We start from the raw sequence: 16,422 nt of genomic DNA, 5'->3' as shown, positions 1-16,422 counted from the left end.
ACAACATCAATTGTCCGCAGAGTCGCTTTTTCTATAAGGATTATGTCGAATTCCTCAAATTGTAGTGGAGCAGCGACGTCCAATTTTCAGCGTCTCTCCGTGCCCCAGAACATGAATGCGTTCCTTCGCAATACCCCTACGCTCACGCTCCGCTTCGAGCCGATCCAGCGCCTCTCTTGGCGTATCATCCGCTAGCTTGAAGGCTCCGTAGTGCATCGGAATCATCTGATCTGCGCCGCAATCTACAAACCCTTGCAATGCCTCCTCCGGTGTCACATGCTGCGAGGTCATGAACCATTCCGGTTCATACGCACCAATCGGCATAAAGGTCAGGTCAATGGCAAAGCGCTCGCCAATCTCCTTAAACCCACGAAAATATCCAGTGTCTCCCACAAAATACAACGTCGGTGTATGCTCTGAATCTGTATTCGAATGAGGATGAGGTTCCGTGACGGACGTGGCAGAGCCAATCACCTGCTGCTCATTTTGCAGAACGTATCCCCCCCAATGCGAAGTGTTCGTATCAAACGGCGTGCGTCGTGTCCAATGCTGGGCTGGAACAAACGTAAATCGCACCCCTCCTACCGTAAAATGCTCCCACCATTGCAGCTCATGACAGTTACGAAAACCTTTGCGGATCATTTTCGCCTTTAACCCCGTGGGTACGAGCATCAGCGTATCTGCACGATATAATTTCCGCAACGATTCTAAATGTAAATGATCATAATGTGAATGAGACAGCAGAATGATGTCCAGTGGTGGTACATCCTGAATACGAATGCCGGGCGGAGCCAACCTTTTATCAAAAGCCATACGCTCTGCCCATACCGGATCGGTGACGATATTCAGCCCAAGATACTGGATGAAAAAGGTGGAATGTCCCACCCAGGTCGCTGTCGCCATCTCCCGATTGCTATGCAGAAATTCCAGCTCCGGGGGATGGTTCGGCACAACGAACGTATAATCCTTTATTTTGCTGCGTCGCTCCTGCCGCCATTGTCTGAATTGCTTGATTGTTTTATCGGTATTTACATGATCCATATTGTTAAAACGAACTTTGGGCATGATGCAGCTCCCTCCCTGATGAACCCGTTCTCCAAGAAACGCAGCGGTTCAATTTAACTATATATTGTCACTCGAGTGTGAACATAAAATGATGCAACATCCTGATATATGTAAAGTATAATTCAATCACGTCTGTAAAGGAAATTCTGCGATAAACAGCAAAAACAGACCTCCCGAATCAATCAGGAAGGCCTGTTCCACCTGTTGTTGTCAGTCTTGTGGATTTTTAAAGCGTGCCGAATAAATAAACAAAAACACAATCGCCACGACAATAATGATAGGTGACTCGTACATAATCGTAAAATGCTCGAAAGCAGCCACTCTAACTCACCCTTTCTTCCCTTCATGTCCGCGCACATATTTTGCATCGAACAGAAACAATCTTAATATCAGGATTAGCGAAGGGATCAGCACCAGCAGACCCGCAACAAACGCCGTAATCAATGCATACGCCATCGTAGAATTTGTAAAGCTGTCGTAGACATTAATGTAGGGATACAGAACATACGGGAGATGCGAGCGGCCGTAGCCATACCAGGCAAATGCAAATTGCAGCATCACCAATATGAATGAAACCCCTAGATGCCGCCGCTGCCATACCAGATAAACTGCTCCCGCAAAGCATATGAAGGATGCAACAAACATCCAGGCTATGTTCAGCATATTGGTAAAATGATCTGGATTTTGTTTGTTAATCTGAAAAAATGCGAGCAGACTCGCCAAAATCGTAGGAGCACTCCAGAGCAACGCGTACCCTCGTACGATTTCGAAAGCAACCTTGTCCCCTGCCCTTTTGGCATAAAAGGACAAAAACATCGCCGAGATATACAATACACTCACCAGCGCCAGAATAATAACCGCCCACGTGTAGGGGTTTCTTAATAGCTGGCCCCATTGCAGATGAACACCTGTGCTGTTTTCTACAATAATGCCGCCTTCCGAAATGGCAAGAACCGTGGATAGTGCCGCCGGAATCAGCAACCCTGTCGCACCGTATAACGCCATGTAGACGATATTATTTTTACCGGAATGCCCATACGTATTGTATGCATAATACACTCCTCGGATGGCAAGAAGCACAATCGCAATACTGCCGGGAACGAGTAACGCCGTACCATAGTAATATGCCGCATCCGGGAAGAACCCGTTTAATCCCACCACAAAAAAGATGAGAAATACGTTTGTTACCTCCCACACCGGGGACAGATACCGTTGAATGATATTGTGGATTTTGTTCTGGTGGCCTGTTAACACACTGTAAAAGCTGAAAAACCCTGCACCAAAATCAATGGATGCCACAAGCAAATATCCGAACAGGAACGTCCACAAAATGGCGATACCTACAATCTCATAGCTCACTTGCCTTCAGCCCCTTCCAGGCCCAGCTGCCTTATCTCTTCTACCGCATCCTTATTGCGGAATAGCTTGCTGAGTACCTTAATGGCCGAGAAACACAACACCAGATACAAAATAACAAACAGCACCAGCATCCACCCGACACTCGTAGAAGTGGTCGCTGCTTCGGAGACTTTCATATATCCGCGTAAAATCCACGGCTGTCTACCGACCTCCGCAAACATCCATCCGAGTTCAATAGCTACCATCGCCATCGGCCCCACCAAAATGAGCGCCAACAGCAGCCATCTGGGGTATGGTTTGCGACCTGGCAAACGCTTGCGGATCAGATATAACAGTGGAATGACGAGAATCAGCACCCCTGTAGTGATTTTGAGGTCAAACATATAATGGATAGACAGTGGCGGACGCTCATCTACGGGATAATCATTTAAGCCCTTGACCTCCGTACTGGGCAGGTTCCCGGCCAATACACTAAGTGCATAAGGCACTTTCAGCGCATACTTGATTTCACCGTTCTTATCCATATATCCGCCATATACGAAGGGCGCGTGCGTCATCGTATCAAAATGCCATTCGGCGGCGGCCAGCTTCTCTGGCTGATATTTGGCCAGAAATTTACCGGATGCGTCTCCAATCATCACGGTACTGATGGCAAACACAATGGTACAGGTGGCAGTCAGCTTCAGCGCCTTTTTGAAATAAGGGTGATTACGTCCCCTCAGCATGCTGTAAGCCGCCAGTCCCATCAGCACCCCAGCGCTCAATGTATACGAAGAAGCCAGTACATGAGAAACTTTAGTCGGGGTAGCCGGATTTAGCATGGCCTGGATGGGATGAATATCAGTCATGACTCCATTTTTGAGTGTAAAGCCTTGAGGTTGGTTCATGAACGAGTTCACAGTCGTAATAAAAACCGCTGATGCAGATGAGGCAATCGCTACCGGGATGAGCAGCATCAGGTGAAAATATTTGCTTTTAAACCGATCCCAGGTATACAAGTAGATGCCCAGGAATATAGCTTCGATGAAAAAAGCAAACGTCTCCAAAAACAGAGGCAGCGCAATCGCTTGTCCAGCCACCCGCATAAAGGTGGGCCAAAGCAAGCTGAGCTGTAGACCAATGGAGGTGCCTGTAACGACACCCACGGCAACAGTAATGACAAACCCTCGCGCCCACCGTCGGGCCAGCAGTGTATAATGCGGATCACCGGTTCGCAGCCCACGCCATTCTGCTAGTGCAATCATTAAGGGTACGCCAACGCCGATGGATGCAAATACGATATGAACAAACAGGGTAATTCCGGTCAGCATCCGGCTTAGCAATACAGGGTCCAATGAAGACAAATGGGTTTCACTCCTTCATTTCACATTTTAAACATCGCGGATCACTCTGGATTACCAACTAAGGAGTCAAGCGAGCTATGCTTTTAATTACGGCATATAGCATAATGGCCGCAATTACTATACATACAATAATGAGCGTTCTTTCCTGCTTGCGGAACATAGGAACGCCTCCTTCACTTATCTATTGGCGCATTTTGGTAACCTATTCACAGTTTGGTTCATTCTTCCGAGTTTTAACCCTGCTTATACATTGAATGTAGCCGTATTTCTTTTTAGATATTGTCTTATGCATTTCAATACGTTATATTGATATATAGTTAGATAACCTAATTATATGAAAAGAGTGAACTTATGCCACCAAAACAAAGTAAGCGGGACACCATCCAGCAACCCCTTCCCCGTCTGGGTCCAGAACCTTATCTGGAGTTAATGGATCAAACTGCCCTTGCAGGAACGGACCGACAACTTGCCCGCATTGGTCTCTTCTTGCTGTGGACGGGTGATAACGTGCTGGACGCGATCGATCTAGATCTATCTGCCTACGGCCTCACAGAGAGTAAGCTAGATCTGTTGTTGCTGTTGACACTGCACCAATCTCAGGCTCAGATGAGCCCCTCTATGATTGCCGACCGTCTGGGAATCCGTCGTGCATCTGTTACATCGATCTTGGACTGGACAGAGCAACGAGGATGGATTATCAGAGAACATAATTCTACAGATCGACGCAAAATTCATGTACGCATTACAGAAGCGGGGACTCATCTTGTACAGCAGGTGCTCCCTGTATTTTGGTCTTCCTGTGCTTCTCTAGCGAGTATTTTGGAGCCAGAGGAGCAGGTCGTTTTTTCGCGGATTATAGAAAAAATCCATCATCATATGGAAGGCAGATTGGGGGTGGGCAGATAAATTTTTTTAAACATATAATTAGGTTGTCTAATATATTTAATTGCGCGTATCAACAAGCTGCTTATTTTATGATCAAGGAGTGTTCAATTGATGAGTAAATTACGAACCAATCATACCGTTATACAGAAAGAAAATGTGGCTCTCCCTTATGCATGGATGACTGTAATCCTATGCTGGTCAGCGGTTGCCGTTATGTCCAGCCTGTATGTGACGATCCCTTTGGTCCCTCTTTTTGCTAAAGTGTTTGGAAAAACACTTGCTGAAGCAGCCCTGCCGGGCAGTATCTTTTCCTTAGGCTTTGCGGCGGGATGTCTTGTTTATGGTGGATTGTCTGACCGCTTTGGACGAAAGCAGGTTATCGTCACCGGACTGCTCGCATTAACGATTATTTCGTTATCCCTCAGCTTAACCAGTCAGTATTCTGTATTAGTTACACTGCGCTTGCTTCAGGGTTTAGCTGCGGCCACCTTTTCTCCCGTTGCTCTTGCATACGCTGTCGATATGTTCCCGACCGAAAAACGGGTAACGGCTATCGGCTTTATCAGCACCGGTTTTCTAGTAGCAGGTATCGCTGGTCAGGTATTTAGTATTGTCATTAGCGAGCAAATGGGGTGGAATACGGTATTTCGGATGCTAGGCATTTTATATGCAATTACCTTCCTAATTGTCCTTTTTTTCCTGCCTAAAACCCCCTCCCCTCAACGAGGTGTTCGCATTTGGTCAGCTTTCAGTCAGTTGGGGGCCGTTCTGCGCTCGTATCCTTTATGGTTAAGCTACATAGTTGCTTTTGTTCTCCTGATGTCCTTTGTGAGCATGTATACGGTTTTGGGTAGCTATCTTGGCGGCCCTGAATTTGGCCTGAATAGCCGACAGATGCTTTATGTCAGATCCGCTGGTATCATCGGCATGCTCCTTTCACCATTCGCCGGAAAGCTAGCCCAGAAATACGGTGTGCACCTTATATTACGTACAGCTCTTATTCTTTCCATTCTGAGTTTGGCGCTGATGGGAATGACACACTCTCTTATGACTATCGTGGTATTGAGTGTATGCTTTGTCAGCGGCATTGCCCTGAGTGTTCCTTCACTCATAGCAATCGTCGGTCAGCTCGGCGGTGCAGCGAGGGCTATAGCTGTCTCACTATATACCTTCATCCTGTTTGCCGGTACAAGTCTAGCTCCTGTGCTTTCCATTCGCTTGATGGATAATGGCGGTAATCAGACAACTACATTTATGCTGCTGGCAGCTGTTCTGTCTCTAGGCTTTATCGCCTCCCTGCTCATTCGCAGCCACCAGAACGATCCGCTGAAGCGGAATGCATAGACAGCATCAAACTATAAACCAAACTTAAAAGCTACCTATAGCGCCACTGCGCAGTCGGATGGTGCTTCCCATCGCCACCGCTACGCTTGTACAGCACCATTCCACCTACTCCGTTTTCATGTTAATTTTTCGAGTTCGGCTTATATAGCATCCTGTTTTTATTAAAAAAACCTCCATATTCATCAGCCATGTTTACGTGAGTTAGTGTGAGATATGTCATTGTGTTTTCCTCATAAACACGAACTTCTCTTTGGAGACATTCGCAGAATGAGTTACAATACAGATAAGCTATATAGGGAGAACTTTTGACAGGAGGCTGTACTGAGCTATGAAAATAACATCTATTGAGCCAACTCCCAGTCCGAACACCATGATGCTGCATCTGGATGAGCGACTGGAAGCGGGTATCCGCAGAACATATACACGGGACAATGAGCGTTCCGCTCCTCCATTTATCCGGCGCATGCTGGGCATTGAAGGGGTCAAAAGCGTGTTTCACACGACCGACTTTGTAGCCCTTGACCGCAAAGGGAATGCAGACTGGTCCACTATTTTGGGTCAAGTCCGGGATCGGCTAGGCGAGGAAGGCGCTGACGCCAATTGGGATTTGCCAGAGGAAACCTCTGGAGAAGCATTTGGCGAGGCACAGGTCTTTGTGCAATTTTTTCGCGGCATTCCTATGCAAATTCGAGTCAAGGCGGGGCAGCAGGAGGAACGAATTTCCTTGTCCGACCGCTTTGTGCAAGCCGTTACCCGTGTAGCGAGTGCAACGCTGATTAAGGAACGCAAGCTGAGTGATTACGGCGTCCGCTATGGTGAACTGCCGGACATTGCACGCGAGGTCGAGCAGGAACTGGAAGCTGCCTTTCCGCAAGAGCGGCTGGAGCAGATTATCCAACAGGCGATTGCCCACGGCGCAAACAACAGCGAATTCGTGGAGGAACGCCGCGAGTGGAGCGATGCCGAGTTGGGGCAGGCCCTGCAGCACGAGGATTGGCGCACACGCTACGCTGCGCTGGATCGGCTGGAACCGACGCCCGAGCATTTGCCGCTTATCCGGCAAGCGCTGCATGACGACAAAATGCAGCTGCGGCGGCTGGGCGTCGTCTATCTGGGCGATATTCGCTCACCGGAGGCGATGGATCTGCTAGCCGAGGCACTGCGCGATCCTTCAGCGGCAGTACGCCGCACCGCAGGCGACACGTTGTCGGACATCGGCGACCCGGTCGCTACCAGCGCAATGATCGGAGCCCTGTCGGATAGCAGCAAGTTGGTGCGCTGGCGGGCGGCACGTTTTTTATACGAGGTTGGAACCGAGGATGCGCGTGATGCGCTGGAGAAGGCCGTCGATGATCCCGAATTCGAGGTTAGTCTACAGGCTAAAATGGCGCTGGAGCGCATCGAATCAGGCGAACAAGCCGCGGGAACGGTTTGGCAGCAGATGGCCAAGCGGAACTCTTAATTTAAGATTCTACGAGTGATTTTCAAAAAATTGTAGATTGTCAGAAGATGTACAGGTACGATATACTGTAGTTCGCTATACAATAAAATATCATGTCATACACCTCATCAACCCTGTTTTATGATGAGGTAGAGGTCGCGGATGTAATCAGTACACCGGAGGAGACGATAAGAGCCGTCTGAGATTCCAGTGGAAAGGTACACCCGCCGAAGTATGCGGAGCTGACTCTTTGTAAATACTCCGAATGCTGGGGCTGCTAACCGAAAGGAGCAGAACTGTCACACGCTGTCCTAACACAGACACGTGTGTTGAGCTATCTTGTTATAGAAGAAGGTATGGTGCGGAATGCATAGACAAGACCGCAGGCGTATTCCCTGCGGTTTTTTGATTTATATACTCCCCCTCCTTCTGGCTCTTGCCCTGACATGAAATACAATTTCATGAAGGAGTGTTTGAACGTGCAACACAAAGCAACACCTGACGCAACCTTGCGTAAAAGTCTCAAAGCCCGCCATATGACGATGATCGCCCTCGGCGGCTCTATCGGAACAGGCCTGTTCCTCGCCAGTGGAGGCGCGGTTGCCGAAGCTGGACCCGGTGGTGCCCTGCTGGCTTATGCAGCAGTTGGTCTCATGGTCTACTTCCTTATGACCAGCCTCGGTGAGTTGGCTACATTTATGCCTGAATCTGGCTCTTTTAACACCTATGCAGGTCGCTTCGTCGATCCGGCTTTTGGTTTCGCCATGGGATGGAACTTCTGGTACAACTGGGCAGTGACGATTGCTGCCGAATTGGCAGCAGCGACCGTGCTCATCAAATACTGGTTCCCGGAAAGCCACTCTGCCTGGTGGAGCCTGTTATTCCTAGCCGTAATCTTCGCGCTCAACGCGTTGACCGTCAAAGGCTACGGTGAGTCTGAATACTGGTTCGCCATGATTAAAATTGTGACCGTCGTCATCTTTTTGACTGTAGGTGTGCTGATGATCTTTGGCATTATGGGTGGCCCTGCGATCGGCTTTGCCAACTTCACGGTAGGAGACGCCCCGTTCCATGGCGGATTCTTTGCTGTATTGGGCGTATTCATGGCAGCGGGCTTTTCCTTTCAGGGAACGGAGCTGATTGGGGTAGCCGCTGGAGAGAGCGAAAATCCGCGTGAAAATGTGCCGCGCGCCATCCGTCAAATCTTTTGGCGCATCCTGTTCTTTTATATTCTCGCGATTCTCGTGATTGGATTGATCATTCCGTACACCAATCCGAATCTGCTGCGGGGAGACATCAGTGACATCGGGGTCAGCCCGTTCACGCTCGTATTTGAAAAAGCAGGGCTTGCGATTGCTGCTTCTGTTATGAACGCCGTTATTTTGACTTCCGTATTGTCGGCAGGTAACTCGGGTATGTACGCGGCAACTCGGGTACTGTACGCTTTGGCACGGGAAGGTAAAGCCCCGCGTTTCCTCGGACATATCAATAGACGCGGCATTCCTATGAACGCGCTGCTGATCACGACCGCTGTCGGTATGCTGGCCTTTCTCGCCTCTCTGTATGGAGACGGTGTAGTCTATAACTGGCTGCTGAATGCCTCCGGAATGTGTGGATTTATTACGTGGGTCGGGATTGCGGTCAGCCATTATCGTTTCCGCCGTGCCTTTACTGCACAAGGTCACAGTCTAAGTGAGCTGCCATACAAAGCCCGCTGGTTCCCGTTTGGGCCGTTGTTCGCCTTCGCTCTGTGTATCATTGTCATTATCGGGCAAGGGGCGGATGCCTTCACCGGACAGGAGATTGACTGGAAAACGATGATCGCTACGTATATGAGTGTGCCGCTGTTCCTTTTGCTGTGGCTCGGCTACAAATGGACCAAACGTACTAAAATCGTTCCGTTAAAAGAATGTGATTTGAGTCCAGATGCTTCTTCGGATAAATAATAGAAAACAGTAAAAAAAGCCCGTCTCCACATATCAGGAAAAACACGCTGGTAAACCTGGTCCAAGACCGTTTATCCGCATTTTCACCTGTATATGCCCGGAGACGGGCTTTTTCTGTTTATTTGGAGGAAGGTTCCAATGAAGCTGACAAAGACATGGATAAGGCACGACGACTAAAAATACCGTATATAACAGCAATCAGCGTCAGCACTGCAGAAAACAAATACAAATTAACGATGCCCAGATGATCTGCAATCCAGCCCATTAACAGCAGCGATATACAAAAGGTCAAACTTGTCAGTGTGGCCTGGGCAGACAGCACCTTGGGCAAATCATGTACGGACACACTCATTTGCATCATCGTGCGGCGGGATACGACGGACATTTCCGCAGGTAGTCCCATCAACAACACGATAAGTAGCGTCAGTGGCGGTAATGTGTTCAGTGCATACCACGCTGTCAGCAGCCCGTAGCCTGCCATCCCCGCCAACATGGCGGGCAGCAGTCTGCGCTGCAAATGCTTGACGCAGGCGAGAACAACGATGCCGCCGCCAATCGCTCCTGCAAAATACGCTGCATTGATGTATCCCCACCATGCCTCGCTCTTGTGCAAAACCTGCTGAGCGAAAGCAAGCGTGAACGCGCCTACCCAAACCGAACCCCCTAGAAGGTCAATCATATCCATAAAAATAAGAGCTTTCAGTCTGCGACTGGCTCCGATGAGGCTCCAGCCTTCACGGAGTATTTCCTTTTTACGTTTGGGAGGTAGTGCGGTGCTCTCTGATTCCGGGCCATACAGTGTATCTTCCAACCGTGCAGGAGGCAAGTCATGATGCCCTTGCCCGGACTCAGTTACAGCTTCGGAAACTGAGACATCTCCACCTCGCACCCTTGTTCCAGGTTGCAGCAAATAATGGGCTTTGCCCTCTAGTGGATCTCGAATCAGGCTGGTGAAGATCATTGCTACCATATACAGCCCGCCGGCCACCAGTAGTGTTTTTTCTGAGCCTAGCATGGCTACGAGCACACCACTAAGCCCCCACCCCGCTAATTGCACCGTCTGATCGCTGACCGATACCAGACTGTTTGCCCGCATGAGTCCTTCCCCAGACGCAAGGCGGGGAATCAGCGCATTACGCGCAGGCGTGGTCCATCCGTCCAGAAAGGACATGGCTGCCACCAACGTAAACACCATCACCCATATCGGCTCCGTACCCGCTGACCACAAGTGGCCCAGCAGAACAGCAAAGAAAGCCAATTGCCCGAACTGAGAAACGAATAAAATAAAAGGAAGCTGGAATCGGACCAAAATGAGCGGTGCTAAAAAGCCGCTGATCATCTGTGCCCCCATTCGCAGCAACGGGACGAGTACCGAAGAGAAGATCGAGTCCGTTTCATGAAAAACCAGAGACACAAGTGCCATAATGTAAAGAATGTCGGCCGCATTGGACATAGTCTGCGTGCCAAGCAAGTAGGTAAAGGAACGCTTGTGCATATAAATAGAATACTCCTTTGTTAATGTAGCTTTTTACAGCAAGATGATTAGGTCCATTTCAGGGTTACACGAAGATTGCCGGTACTTCCTAGATCCGTAATCTGATAGGAAATGGATTTTAAACCGAGTTGATATAAGGATTGTAAATCCTCCTTGAGACTTCGCTCCGTTCCCTGATAGGCAAAGGTAAGTGTCGTCCCTCCCTTATTTACAATCTTACGCACCTGTTCCTTAATGTCGGCGGATGTTTTAACCAGACCCTTGCCGTCTTGCAGCGGATATTCGAGGGTATTGTACAGTTTTTGATACACAGCAGCCTTTGATCCTCCGGTAGCTACCAGTGCTGATAAGGTTTCCCGATACGATGTATTCGCCTGAGGATACGGCTTAACCCATGAGTGATCCCGTCGCATTTCGGTATCCGTCAACAGATAATATGAAGTGCTTACCTCGTTCGCGCGATCCGGGGTTGGATCATCCCATGTCGTATCCATGTGATACCATCGACCATCTAATAAAACAAGATTCCAGGCATGCAGCTGGCCCCCTGCTCTTCCTTCCACAATCCGGTTCGTAATGCCTGCACGTTCCAGCATTTTATAGGCCAGCAGTGAATAACCCTGACAGACTGTGCTTCCCGTTTTCAGGCCATCATAGGCTGTGTACTTTTGCTGTGATTCATCATACTTCAGGCGAACGACGATCCAATCATGAATGGCCTTTACCTTCTCATGATCCGTCATTCCCTTCGTAATAATATCCCCCAGCACTGCTTTAACTGTGCTATCCACATATGCTGTCTGTTCCTTCGTCTCCCGGTAGCTTAGACGAATCGTAACCTGAGCGGAGGTCGTTGTGCCTGTATAGCTGAATGCGTAGCTTTTGATCGTATAATTCACATACGGATCGCTCTCCATGGCCTGTTGGATGGCCGTCTGTAATTGTTGCTTGAGACCGTTCACTCGCCCTTGATATGTAAAGGTCAGCGTTTCACTCCGCGTAGCCATTGCCTGTAAAAGCTTGTTCTGAAGCTGCTGCGATGATACGGATGGAGCCGGCTTGGTCGATGCCGCATACACATTGCTACCCCACTCCACAGCCTGCGGCAGCAACACAGCCAGCGCTGCACCCGCAACCAGACATTTTACAAGCCTAACCCCGATTTTTCTGTTCATACAGAGCGTTCCTGCCCTTCTTAGCATAGTTGTAAACAGCTATATCTTACCATAAAAACAGTTGCCCCAAACGCTCTAGTTTTGTCGGTTGCAGACGAGTAAGGGAGTAGTTCAAGACAGGTTGTGACATTATACACGCCTATATAACAGATGGGACAACGAGCAGACTTGTCGTTCACAGAGAGTTTTATCACAGCAATCTAGGTTTCCTCATGATATGGTACTGGCATCGGAAGTAAATGATATTGATTCTCATTCTAGATCAGAAAGGCTGAGCACCATGCCAGAATGTATCTCACTCCTTCGTACACCATTAGGTCAAACTGTGCGTTTGCAATCTCTTGCCCCTCTTCATCCCTCATTGCGCCGTCGCTTAACAGATATGGGTATCAACGAAGGTTCCATCATACGATTAAAGAAAATCAGTTTATTGGGCGGTCCTATCGTCATTGAATGCAACGGCCAGCTGGTTGGCCTCCGTCAAAATCAAGTGAAGCAACTGGAGGTTGTTCCAACATGGACATGATCGCTCTATTCGGTAATCCCAACACAGGAAAAACCTCATTATTCAACAAGCTGACTCGTACGTATGCAGAAGTAGGAAACTGGTCCGGCGTCACAGTGGAAAAGAAAACAGGAATCCTGCGTGACAAGTCTGCCGTATTGGTGGATTTGCCGGGCGCCTACTCTTTACTCCCTCTTTCGCTGGATGAAGGTGTCGCAACCCGATATTTGCTGGAAGAACCTCCTACGGCCCTGATCAACATTGTGGATGCCTCCCAGCTCCAGCGTAATCTCTATCTAACCGTACAACTACTGGAGTATGGCCGTCCGCTTGTACTTGGCTTAAACATGACTGACGTAGCCGATGCCACGGGTCTTCGTGTAAACAAGGAATTGTTAGCCGATCAGTTGAACGTTCCCATCATTCCTATGGTGGCGCGTACAGGCAGTGGAAGTAAGCAAATGCTCGCTTCTCTTCGGGAGGTAAGACGTACATCCAATGCTTTTCAATTGGACTACGGCCCTGCCGTTGAAGCTGCTATTACCGATATTTGCGACTTGCTGCCAAATGCACCTGTGCCGCAACTGCGGTGGGCCGCACTGCAATGTCTGGAAGGTAATCCTGTCGTCATGGAATGGATGACGAATGAGGTACAGCGTGAACAAGTAACTGTGCGCATCCACCGTTGCGAGGAAGAACTTCTCGGTGAAGGCCATGCCATCACCCCTGCTCAGCATATTCGTTCTGTACGAACAGCATGGATTGCTGATCTGTGCACCAAGGCACTCGACACCTCCAAACTCAGACCGCACAGCCTGACGGATAGGCTGGATGCACTATTAACTCACCGGTATCTGGGGATTCCGATCTTTTTGCTGCTGATGTACGCTACCTTCAAGTTCACCTTCGATTGGGCGGGTACGATCCTTTCAGATATGCTGGATGGATTTTTTTCAGGGACACTCAGCACTTGGATTTCTGAGTTACTCGTTCACTTGAACGCGTCCGCTTTTACGCAAAGCCTAGTCGTGGACGGCATCGTGGCTGGAGTCGGGGGTGTGCTTGTTTTTCTGCCTCAAATTGCTATTTTATTTCTGATAATTTCAGTGATCGAAGACTCCGGGTATATGGCACGGGTCACGATACTAATGGATCGCCTGATGCAAGCCGTTGGCTTGAACGGGAAAAGCTTCATTCCCTTCATCATCGGATTTGGCTGCAATGTCCCTGCGATTATGGCAGCACGCACCATTGAACAGCCCAGAGAACGTCTCATTACAACATTGTTGGTGCCCTTTATGTCATGTTCGGCCCGCCTGCCGGTATATGCGTTGTTTGCGGGTGTGTTTTTCCCAACACATGCGGCAAGCATCATCATGCTGATGTATGTGTTAGGAATCATCGTTTCACTTATACTTGCCAAAATTTTTTCCAAAGTATCCATTTTGTCGGGTGAGCCCTCCCTCTTCATCGTGGAACTTCCTCCCTATCGAGTGCCGCAGGCTCTTACACTATTCCGCAGCACATGGGAGAAGGTCAAAGGCTTCGTCCGTAAAGCCGGAACCATTATCCTTGCAGGTTCCGTTGGCATCTGGCTCTTGTCCAATTTCGGTCCGCAGGGCTTCGGGGCAGACATGGATGACAGCCTGCTTGCCACCGTTGGAGGTTGGTTCGCTCCATTACTGGCCCCTCTCGGTTTTGGCACCTGGCAAGCAGGTGCTTCTCTGCTCACGGGCTTTATGGCCAAGGAAGTTGTCGTATCAACGATGAATATTATTTACCACGTTCCTGATATGCAGGGACTTGAACTACAAGTCAGACAGGCCTTTACACCGCTTGCCTCTTTTAGCTTTATGGTGTTCATTCTGTTGTATGTTCCGTGTCTGGCTACGGTAGCGGTCATTCGTAAAGAAACCCTTTCGTGGCGTTGGACCGCATTTTCTGTGATCTATCCTTTGACCGTCGCATATATCATCGCCGTCTTGATCTATCAATGTGGCAGATTATTAGGTTGGGGTTAAGTCAGGCCCTACAGTAAATAAAAGGAAGTGGATTCCATGATCAATATCATCATTTTATTGGCGATCCTCGGTTATAGTGCGTGGGTGCTGGTACGATTTTTGCGAAAAAGCCGTCAAGGCGCCTGTGCGGGGTGTTCGTCGAGCAAGTCATGTCCTGGCTGTGCCGGGAGTTCTATGAATGAAGATCATGCGAAAATCGAGAAAAGTATTTAATTCAAACTCATCATCACATGAAAAAAAAGCGGCTCCGGGGGTTTCTTACACCCGAAGCCGCTTTTCATTTACGCTCAAAACTCACCGTATTCAGCGATATACTGCCAAATGCTCACTTAGCTCTCGCGTATGCAGGTAAACTTCACGGTACAGTTCGTATAGGCCTTCATACCGTGCCACATGTTCCGGGTTTGGCGAATATCTCGCTGCTTCACGCAAAAAAGCTTCAGCACACGCTTGCAGAGATTCAAACCAGCCACTACCATAAGCAGCCAGCATGGCCGCCCCCAAGGCAGGTCCCTGCTCGCTTTCCAGCTTGATGATATCCGCGTTAAAAATATCTGCCTGCATTTGCAGCCATGCTTCATTACGTGCACCGCCACCGATGGAAATGACTTCGTTCACCGTTTTGCCCGTTCCTCTGAGAATATCAATGGATTCCTTGAGCGAAAACGTAATTCCCTCCAGTACCGCCCGTGTAAAATGCGCAAGCTTATGCCCCGCATCCATCCCGATAAAGCTGCCTCGAATGGTTGCATCTGGATGAGGTGTACGTTCGCCGACGATATAAGGCGTGAACAGCAGCCCTTGGCTGCCCGGCTCAATAGAGTTCACATCTGTCAACAGTGCATCAAAAGAATGCTCTGGTGCAAAGGTATCCTTAAACCAAGTCAAGCTGTATCCGGCCGCGAGCGTAACCCCCATAATATAATAAGCATCCTGCTCACTATGATTAAAAAAATGCGCCCTCCCCTGCACATCAATATCCTTGCGTTCCTCATAAGAAAGTACAACCCCTGAGGTGCCGATACTGCACAGGGTGCGGCCTTCGCTCAAAATGCCGGCGCCAATCGCGCCACATGCGTTGTCCGCACCACCTGCAAAGACCTTCGTTTCAGGCGAAAGCCCGCTCTGCTCCGCAATCTCCGGCAGTAGCGTACCCGTCTGATCAAAGGATTCCACTAGCGGCGGGAACAGCGACAACGGTAGGTCAAACGCGGCAGCGATCTCTTCGCTCCACTGCTTGTTCGCAATATCCAGCAGCAGCGTGCCCGCCGCATCCGAATACTCCGTCGCCAGCTCTCCTGTCAGACAGTAGCGCACATAATCCTTGGGCAGCATAAAATGTGCCGCACGGGCCAGCACGTCTGGCTCATGCTCCTGCACCCACAGCAGCTTGGGCAGCGTGAAGCCTTCCAGCGCGCGATTACGTGCGATGTTCAGCAGCTCCGATCCGAGCTTTTCTTCAATACGACGGCATTGTGCTGTTGTACGCGTGTCATTCCACAGAATAGCCGGACGAAGCACTTGGCCTTCCTTGTCAGTCAGCACAAGCCCGTGCATCTGTCCCGAAAAGCTAATACCGTCCACGGCATCTGTGCCGCCGATTCCGGCCTTCTCCACAAGCTGTTTTAGTGATGCTAACGTGCCACTGACCCAGTCCTCAGGGTGCTGTTCGCTATACCCCGCCTTCGGCTGATGGAGCGGATAAGACTGGGAGGTTTCATAAGACACCTGCCCCTTGCGGTTAACCAGCACCGTTTTGACCGCGCTGGTACCCAAATCTACGCCGATGACATAGCGTTCCTGCTCCTGATTTAGCTTCTCCTGCATTGGAGTTCCTCCTTCC

Annotated in this window: 14 protein-coding genes and 1 riboswitch; of the genes, 7 read left to right on the top strand and 7 right to left on the bottom strand. The window is 49.4% G+C overall.

What is annotated here, in order from left to right:
* Window positions 1-54: 54 nt before the first annotated feature.
* From MKX30_RS26045 to MKX30_RS26035, 4 genes are all read right to left on the bottom strand, one after another.
* Window positions 55-1,065 (bottom strand): MBL fold metallo-hydrolase, encoded by a 1,011-nt coding sequence (locus MKX30_RS26045; protein ID WP_279835137.1) that lies wholly within the window; start codon window positions 1,063-1,065, stop codon window positions 55-57.
* 210 nt (window positions 1,066-1,275) lie between these two features.
* Entirely contained in the window at window positions 1,276-1,386 is a 111-nt protein-coding gene (gene cydS, locus MKX30_RS27445) for a cytochrome bd oxidase small subunit CydS (RefSeq protein ID WP_007432143.1), read from the bottom strand.
* 6 nt (window positions 1,387-1,392) lie between these two features.
* The gene (locus tag MKX30_RS26040) at window positions 1,393-2,424 is read right to left on the bottom strand and encodes a cytochrome d ubiquinol oxidase subunit II (protein ID WP_341063864.1); all 1,032 of its coding nucleotides are present in this window, start codon (window positions 2,422-2,424) and stop codon (window positions 1,393-1,395) included.
* Window positions 2,421-3,767, bottom strand: coding sequence for a cytochrome ubiquinol oxidase subunit I (locus MKX30_RS26035; protein ID WP_023990301.1), 1,347 nt, complete (start codon window positions 3,765-3,767; stop codon window positions 2,421-2,423). Before MKX30_RS26035 ends, MKX30_RS26040 begins: the two co-directional genes overlap by 4 nt.
* 351 nt (window positions 3,768-4,118) lie before the next feature.
* Here MKX30_RS26035 and MKX30_RS26030 point away from each other — a divergent pair, with 351 nt between their 5' ends.
* From MKX30_RS26030 to MKX30_RS26015, 4 genes are all read left to right on the top strand, one after another.
* Window positions 4,119-4,673, top strand: a complete 555-nt coding sequence (locus MKX30_RS26030) for a MarR family winged helix-turn-helix transcriptional regulator (RefSeq protein WP_341063862.1) — start codon at window positions 4,119-4,121, stop codon at window positions 4,671-4,673.
* Between the two features lie 90 nt (window positions 4,674-4,763).
* The gene (locus tag MKX30_RS26025; RefSeq protein ID WP_341063860.1) at window positions 4,764-5,996 is read left to right on the top strand and encodes an MFS transporter; all 1,233 of its coding nucleotides are present in this window, start codon (window positions 4,764-4,766) and stop codon (window positions 5,994-5,996) included.
* 328 nt (window positions 5,997-6,324) lie between these two features.
* Entirely contained in the window at window positions 6,325-7,458 is a 1,134-nt protein-coding gene (locus tag MKX30_RS26020) for a virulence factor (protein ID WP_023990304.1), read from the top strand.
* 121 nt (window positions 7,459-7,579) lie between these two features.
* Window positions 7,580-7,782, top strand: a riboswitch (Lysine riboswitch).
* 134 nt (window positions 7,783-7,916) lie between these two features.
* Window positions 7,917-9,383 (top strand): amino acid permease, encoded by a 1,467-nt coding sequence (locus MKX30_RS26015; protein WP_023990305.1) that lies wholly within the window; start codon window positions 7,917-7,919, stop codon window positions 9,381-9,383.
* A 118-nt stretch (window positions 9,384-9,501) separates the two neighbouring features.
* On the opposite strand, the gene MKX30_RS26010 is transcribed toward MKX30_RS26015, so the two are convergent.
* Both MKX30_RS26010 and MKX30_RS26005 read right to left on the bottom strand, forming a co-directional pair.
* Complete coding sequence (locus MKX30_RS26010; protein WP_023990306.1) at window positions 9,502-10,878, bottom strand: MFS transporter; 1,377 nt, start codon at window positions 10,876-10,878, stop codon at window positions 9,502-9,504.
* Between the two features lie 47 nt (window positions 10,879-10,925).
* Window positions 10,926-12,053, bottom strand: coding sequence for a transglutaminase domain-containing protein (locus tag MKX30_RS26005; RefSeq protein ID WP_028541832.1), 1,128 nt, complete (start codon window positions 12,051-12,053; stop codon window positions 10,926-10,928).
* Between the two features lie 280 nt (window positions 12,054-12,333).
* Between MKX30_RS26005 and MKX30_RS26000 the strand changes: the two genes are divergently transcribed.
* Genes MKX30_RS26000 through MKX30_RS25990 form a run of 3 tightly spaced genes read left to right on the top strand, consistent with a single transcriptional unit; the run spans window position 12,334 to window position 14,792 of the window.
* A complete protein-coding gene (locus tag MKX30_RS26000) occupies window positions 12,334-12,579 on the top strand; it encodes a FeoA family protein (protein WP_016820309.1) in 246 nt (81 codons plus the stop codon).
* Entirely contained in the window at window positions 12,570-14,579 is a 2,010-nt protein-coding gene (gene feoB / locus MKX30_RS25995; RefSeq protein ID WP_341056696.1) for a ferrous iron transport protein B, read from the top strand. Before MKX30_RS26000 ends, feoB begins: the two co-directional genes overlap by 10 nt.
* Window positions 14,580-14,615: 36 nt before the next feature.
* Window positions 14,616-14,792 carry a FeoB-associated Cys-rich membrane protein gene (locus MKX30_RS25990; protein WP_023990309.1) on the top strand — a complete coding sequence of 59 codons (177 nt, stop codon included), beginning with the start codon at window positions 14,616-14,618 and terminating at the stop codon, window positions 14,790-14,792.
* Between the two features lie 90 nt (window positions 14,793-14,882).
* Here the strand turns inward: MKX30_RS25990 and xylB are convergent, their stop codons facing one another.
* Window positions 14,883-16,406: a xylulokinase gene (gene xylB / locus MKX30_RS25985; protein ID WP_264454533.1), complete on the bottom strand. Its 1,524-nt coding sequence runs from the start codon at window positions 16,404-16,406 to the stop codon at window positions 14,883-14,885.
* Window positions 16,407-16,422 lie beyond the last annotated feature (16 nt).

This window comes from Paenibacillus sp. FSL P2-0173 (assembly GCF_038008045.1).
GTDB lineage: Bacteria > Bacillota > Bacilli > Paenibacillales > Paenibacillaceae > Paenibacillus > Paenibacillus polymyxa_B.
This window is presented reverse-complemented; position numbering and strand designations above follow the sequence as displayed.

What these genes read in the sequence shown, in the direction of transcription:
- MKX30_RS26045 (WP_279835137.1), bottom strand. Translation starts at nt 1,065, where the DNA reads ATGCCCAAAGTTCGTTTTAACAATATGGATCATGTAAATACCGATAAA.
- MKX30_RS26030 (WP_341063862.1), top strand. Translation starts at nt 4,119, where the DNA reads ATGCCACCAAAACAAAGTAAGCGGGACACCATCCAGCAACCCCTTCCC.
- MKX30_RS26025 (WP_341063860.1), top strand. Translation starts at nt 4,764, where the DNA reads ATGAGTAAATTACGAACCAATCATACCGTTATACAGAAAGAAAATGTG.
- MKX30_RS26020 (WP_023990304.1), top strand. Translation starts at nt 6,325, where the DNA reads ATGAAAATAACATCTATTGAGCCAACTCCCAGTCCGAACACCATGATG.
- MKX30_RS26010 (WP_023990306.1), bottom strand. Translation starts at nt 10,878, where the DNA reads ATGCACAAGCGTTCCTTTACCTACTTGCTTGGCACGCAGACTATGTCC.
- MKX30_RS26005 (WP_028541832.1), bottom strand. Translation starts at nt 12,053, where the DNA reads ATGAACAGAAAAATCGGGGTTAGGCTTGTAAAATGTCTGGTTGCGGGT.
- MKX30_RS26000 (WP_016820309.1), top strand. Translation starts at nt 12,334, where the DNA reads ATGCCAGAATGTATCTCACTCCTTCGTACACCATTAGGTCAAACTGTG.
- feoB (WP_341056696.1), top strand. Translation starts at nt 12,570, where the DNA reads ATGGACATGATCGCTCTATTCGGTAATCCCAACACAGGAAAAACCTCA.
- MKX30_RS25990 (WP_023990309.1), top strand. Translation starts at nt 14,616, where the DNA reads ATGATCAATATCATCATTTTATTGGCGATCCTCGGTTATAGTGCGTGG.
- xylB (WP_264454533.1), bottom strand. Translation starts at nt 16,406, where the DNA reads ATGCAGGAGAAGCTAAATCAGGAGCAGGAACGCTATGTCATCGGCGTA.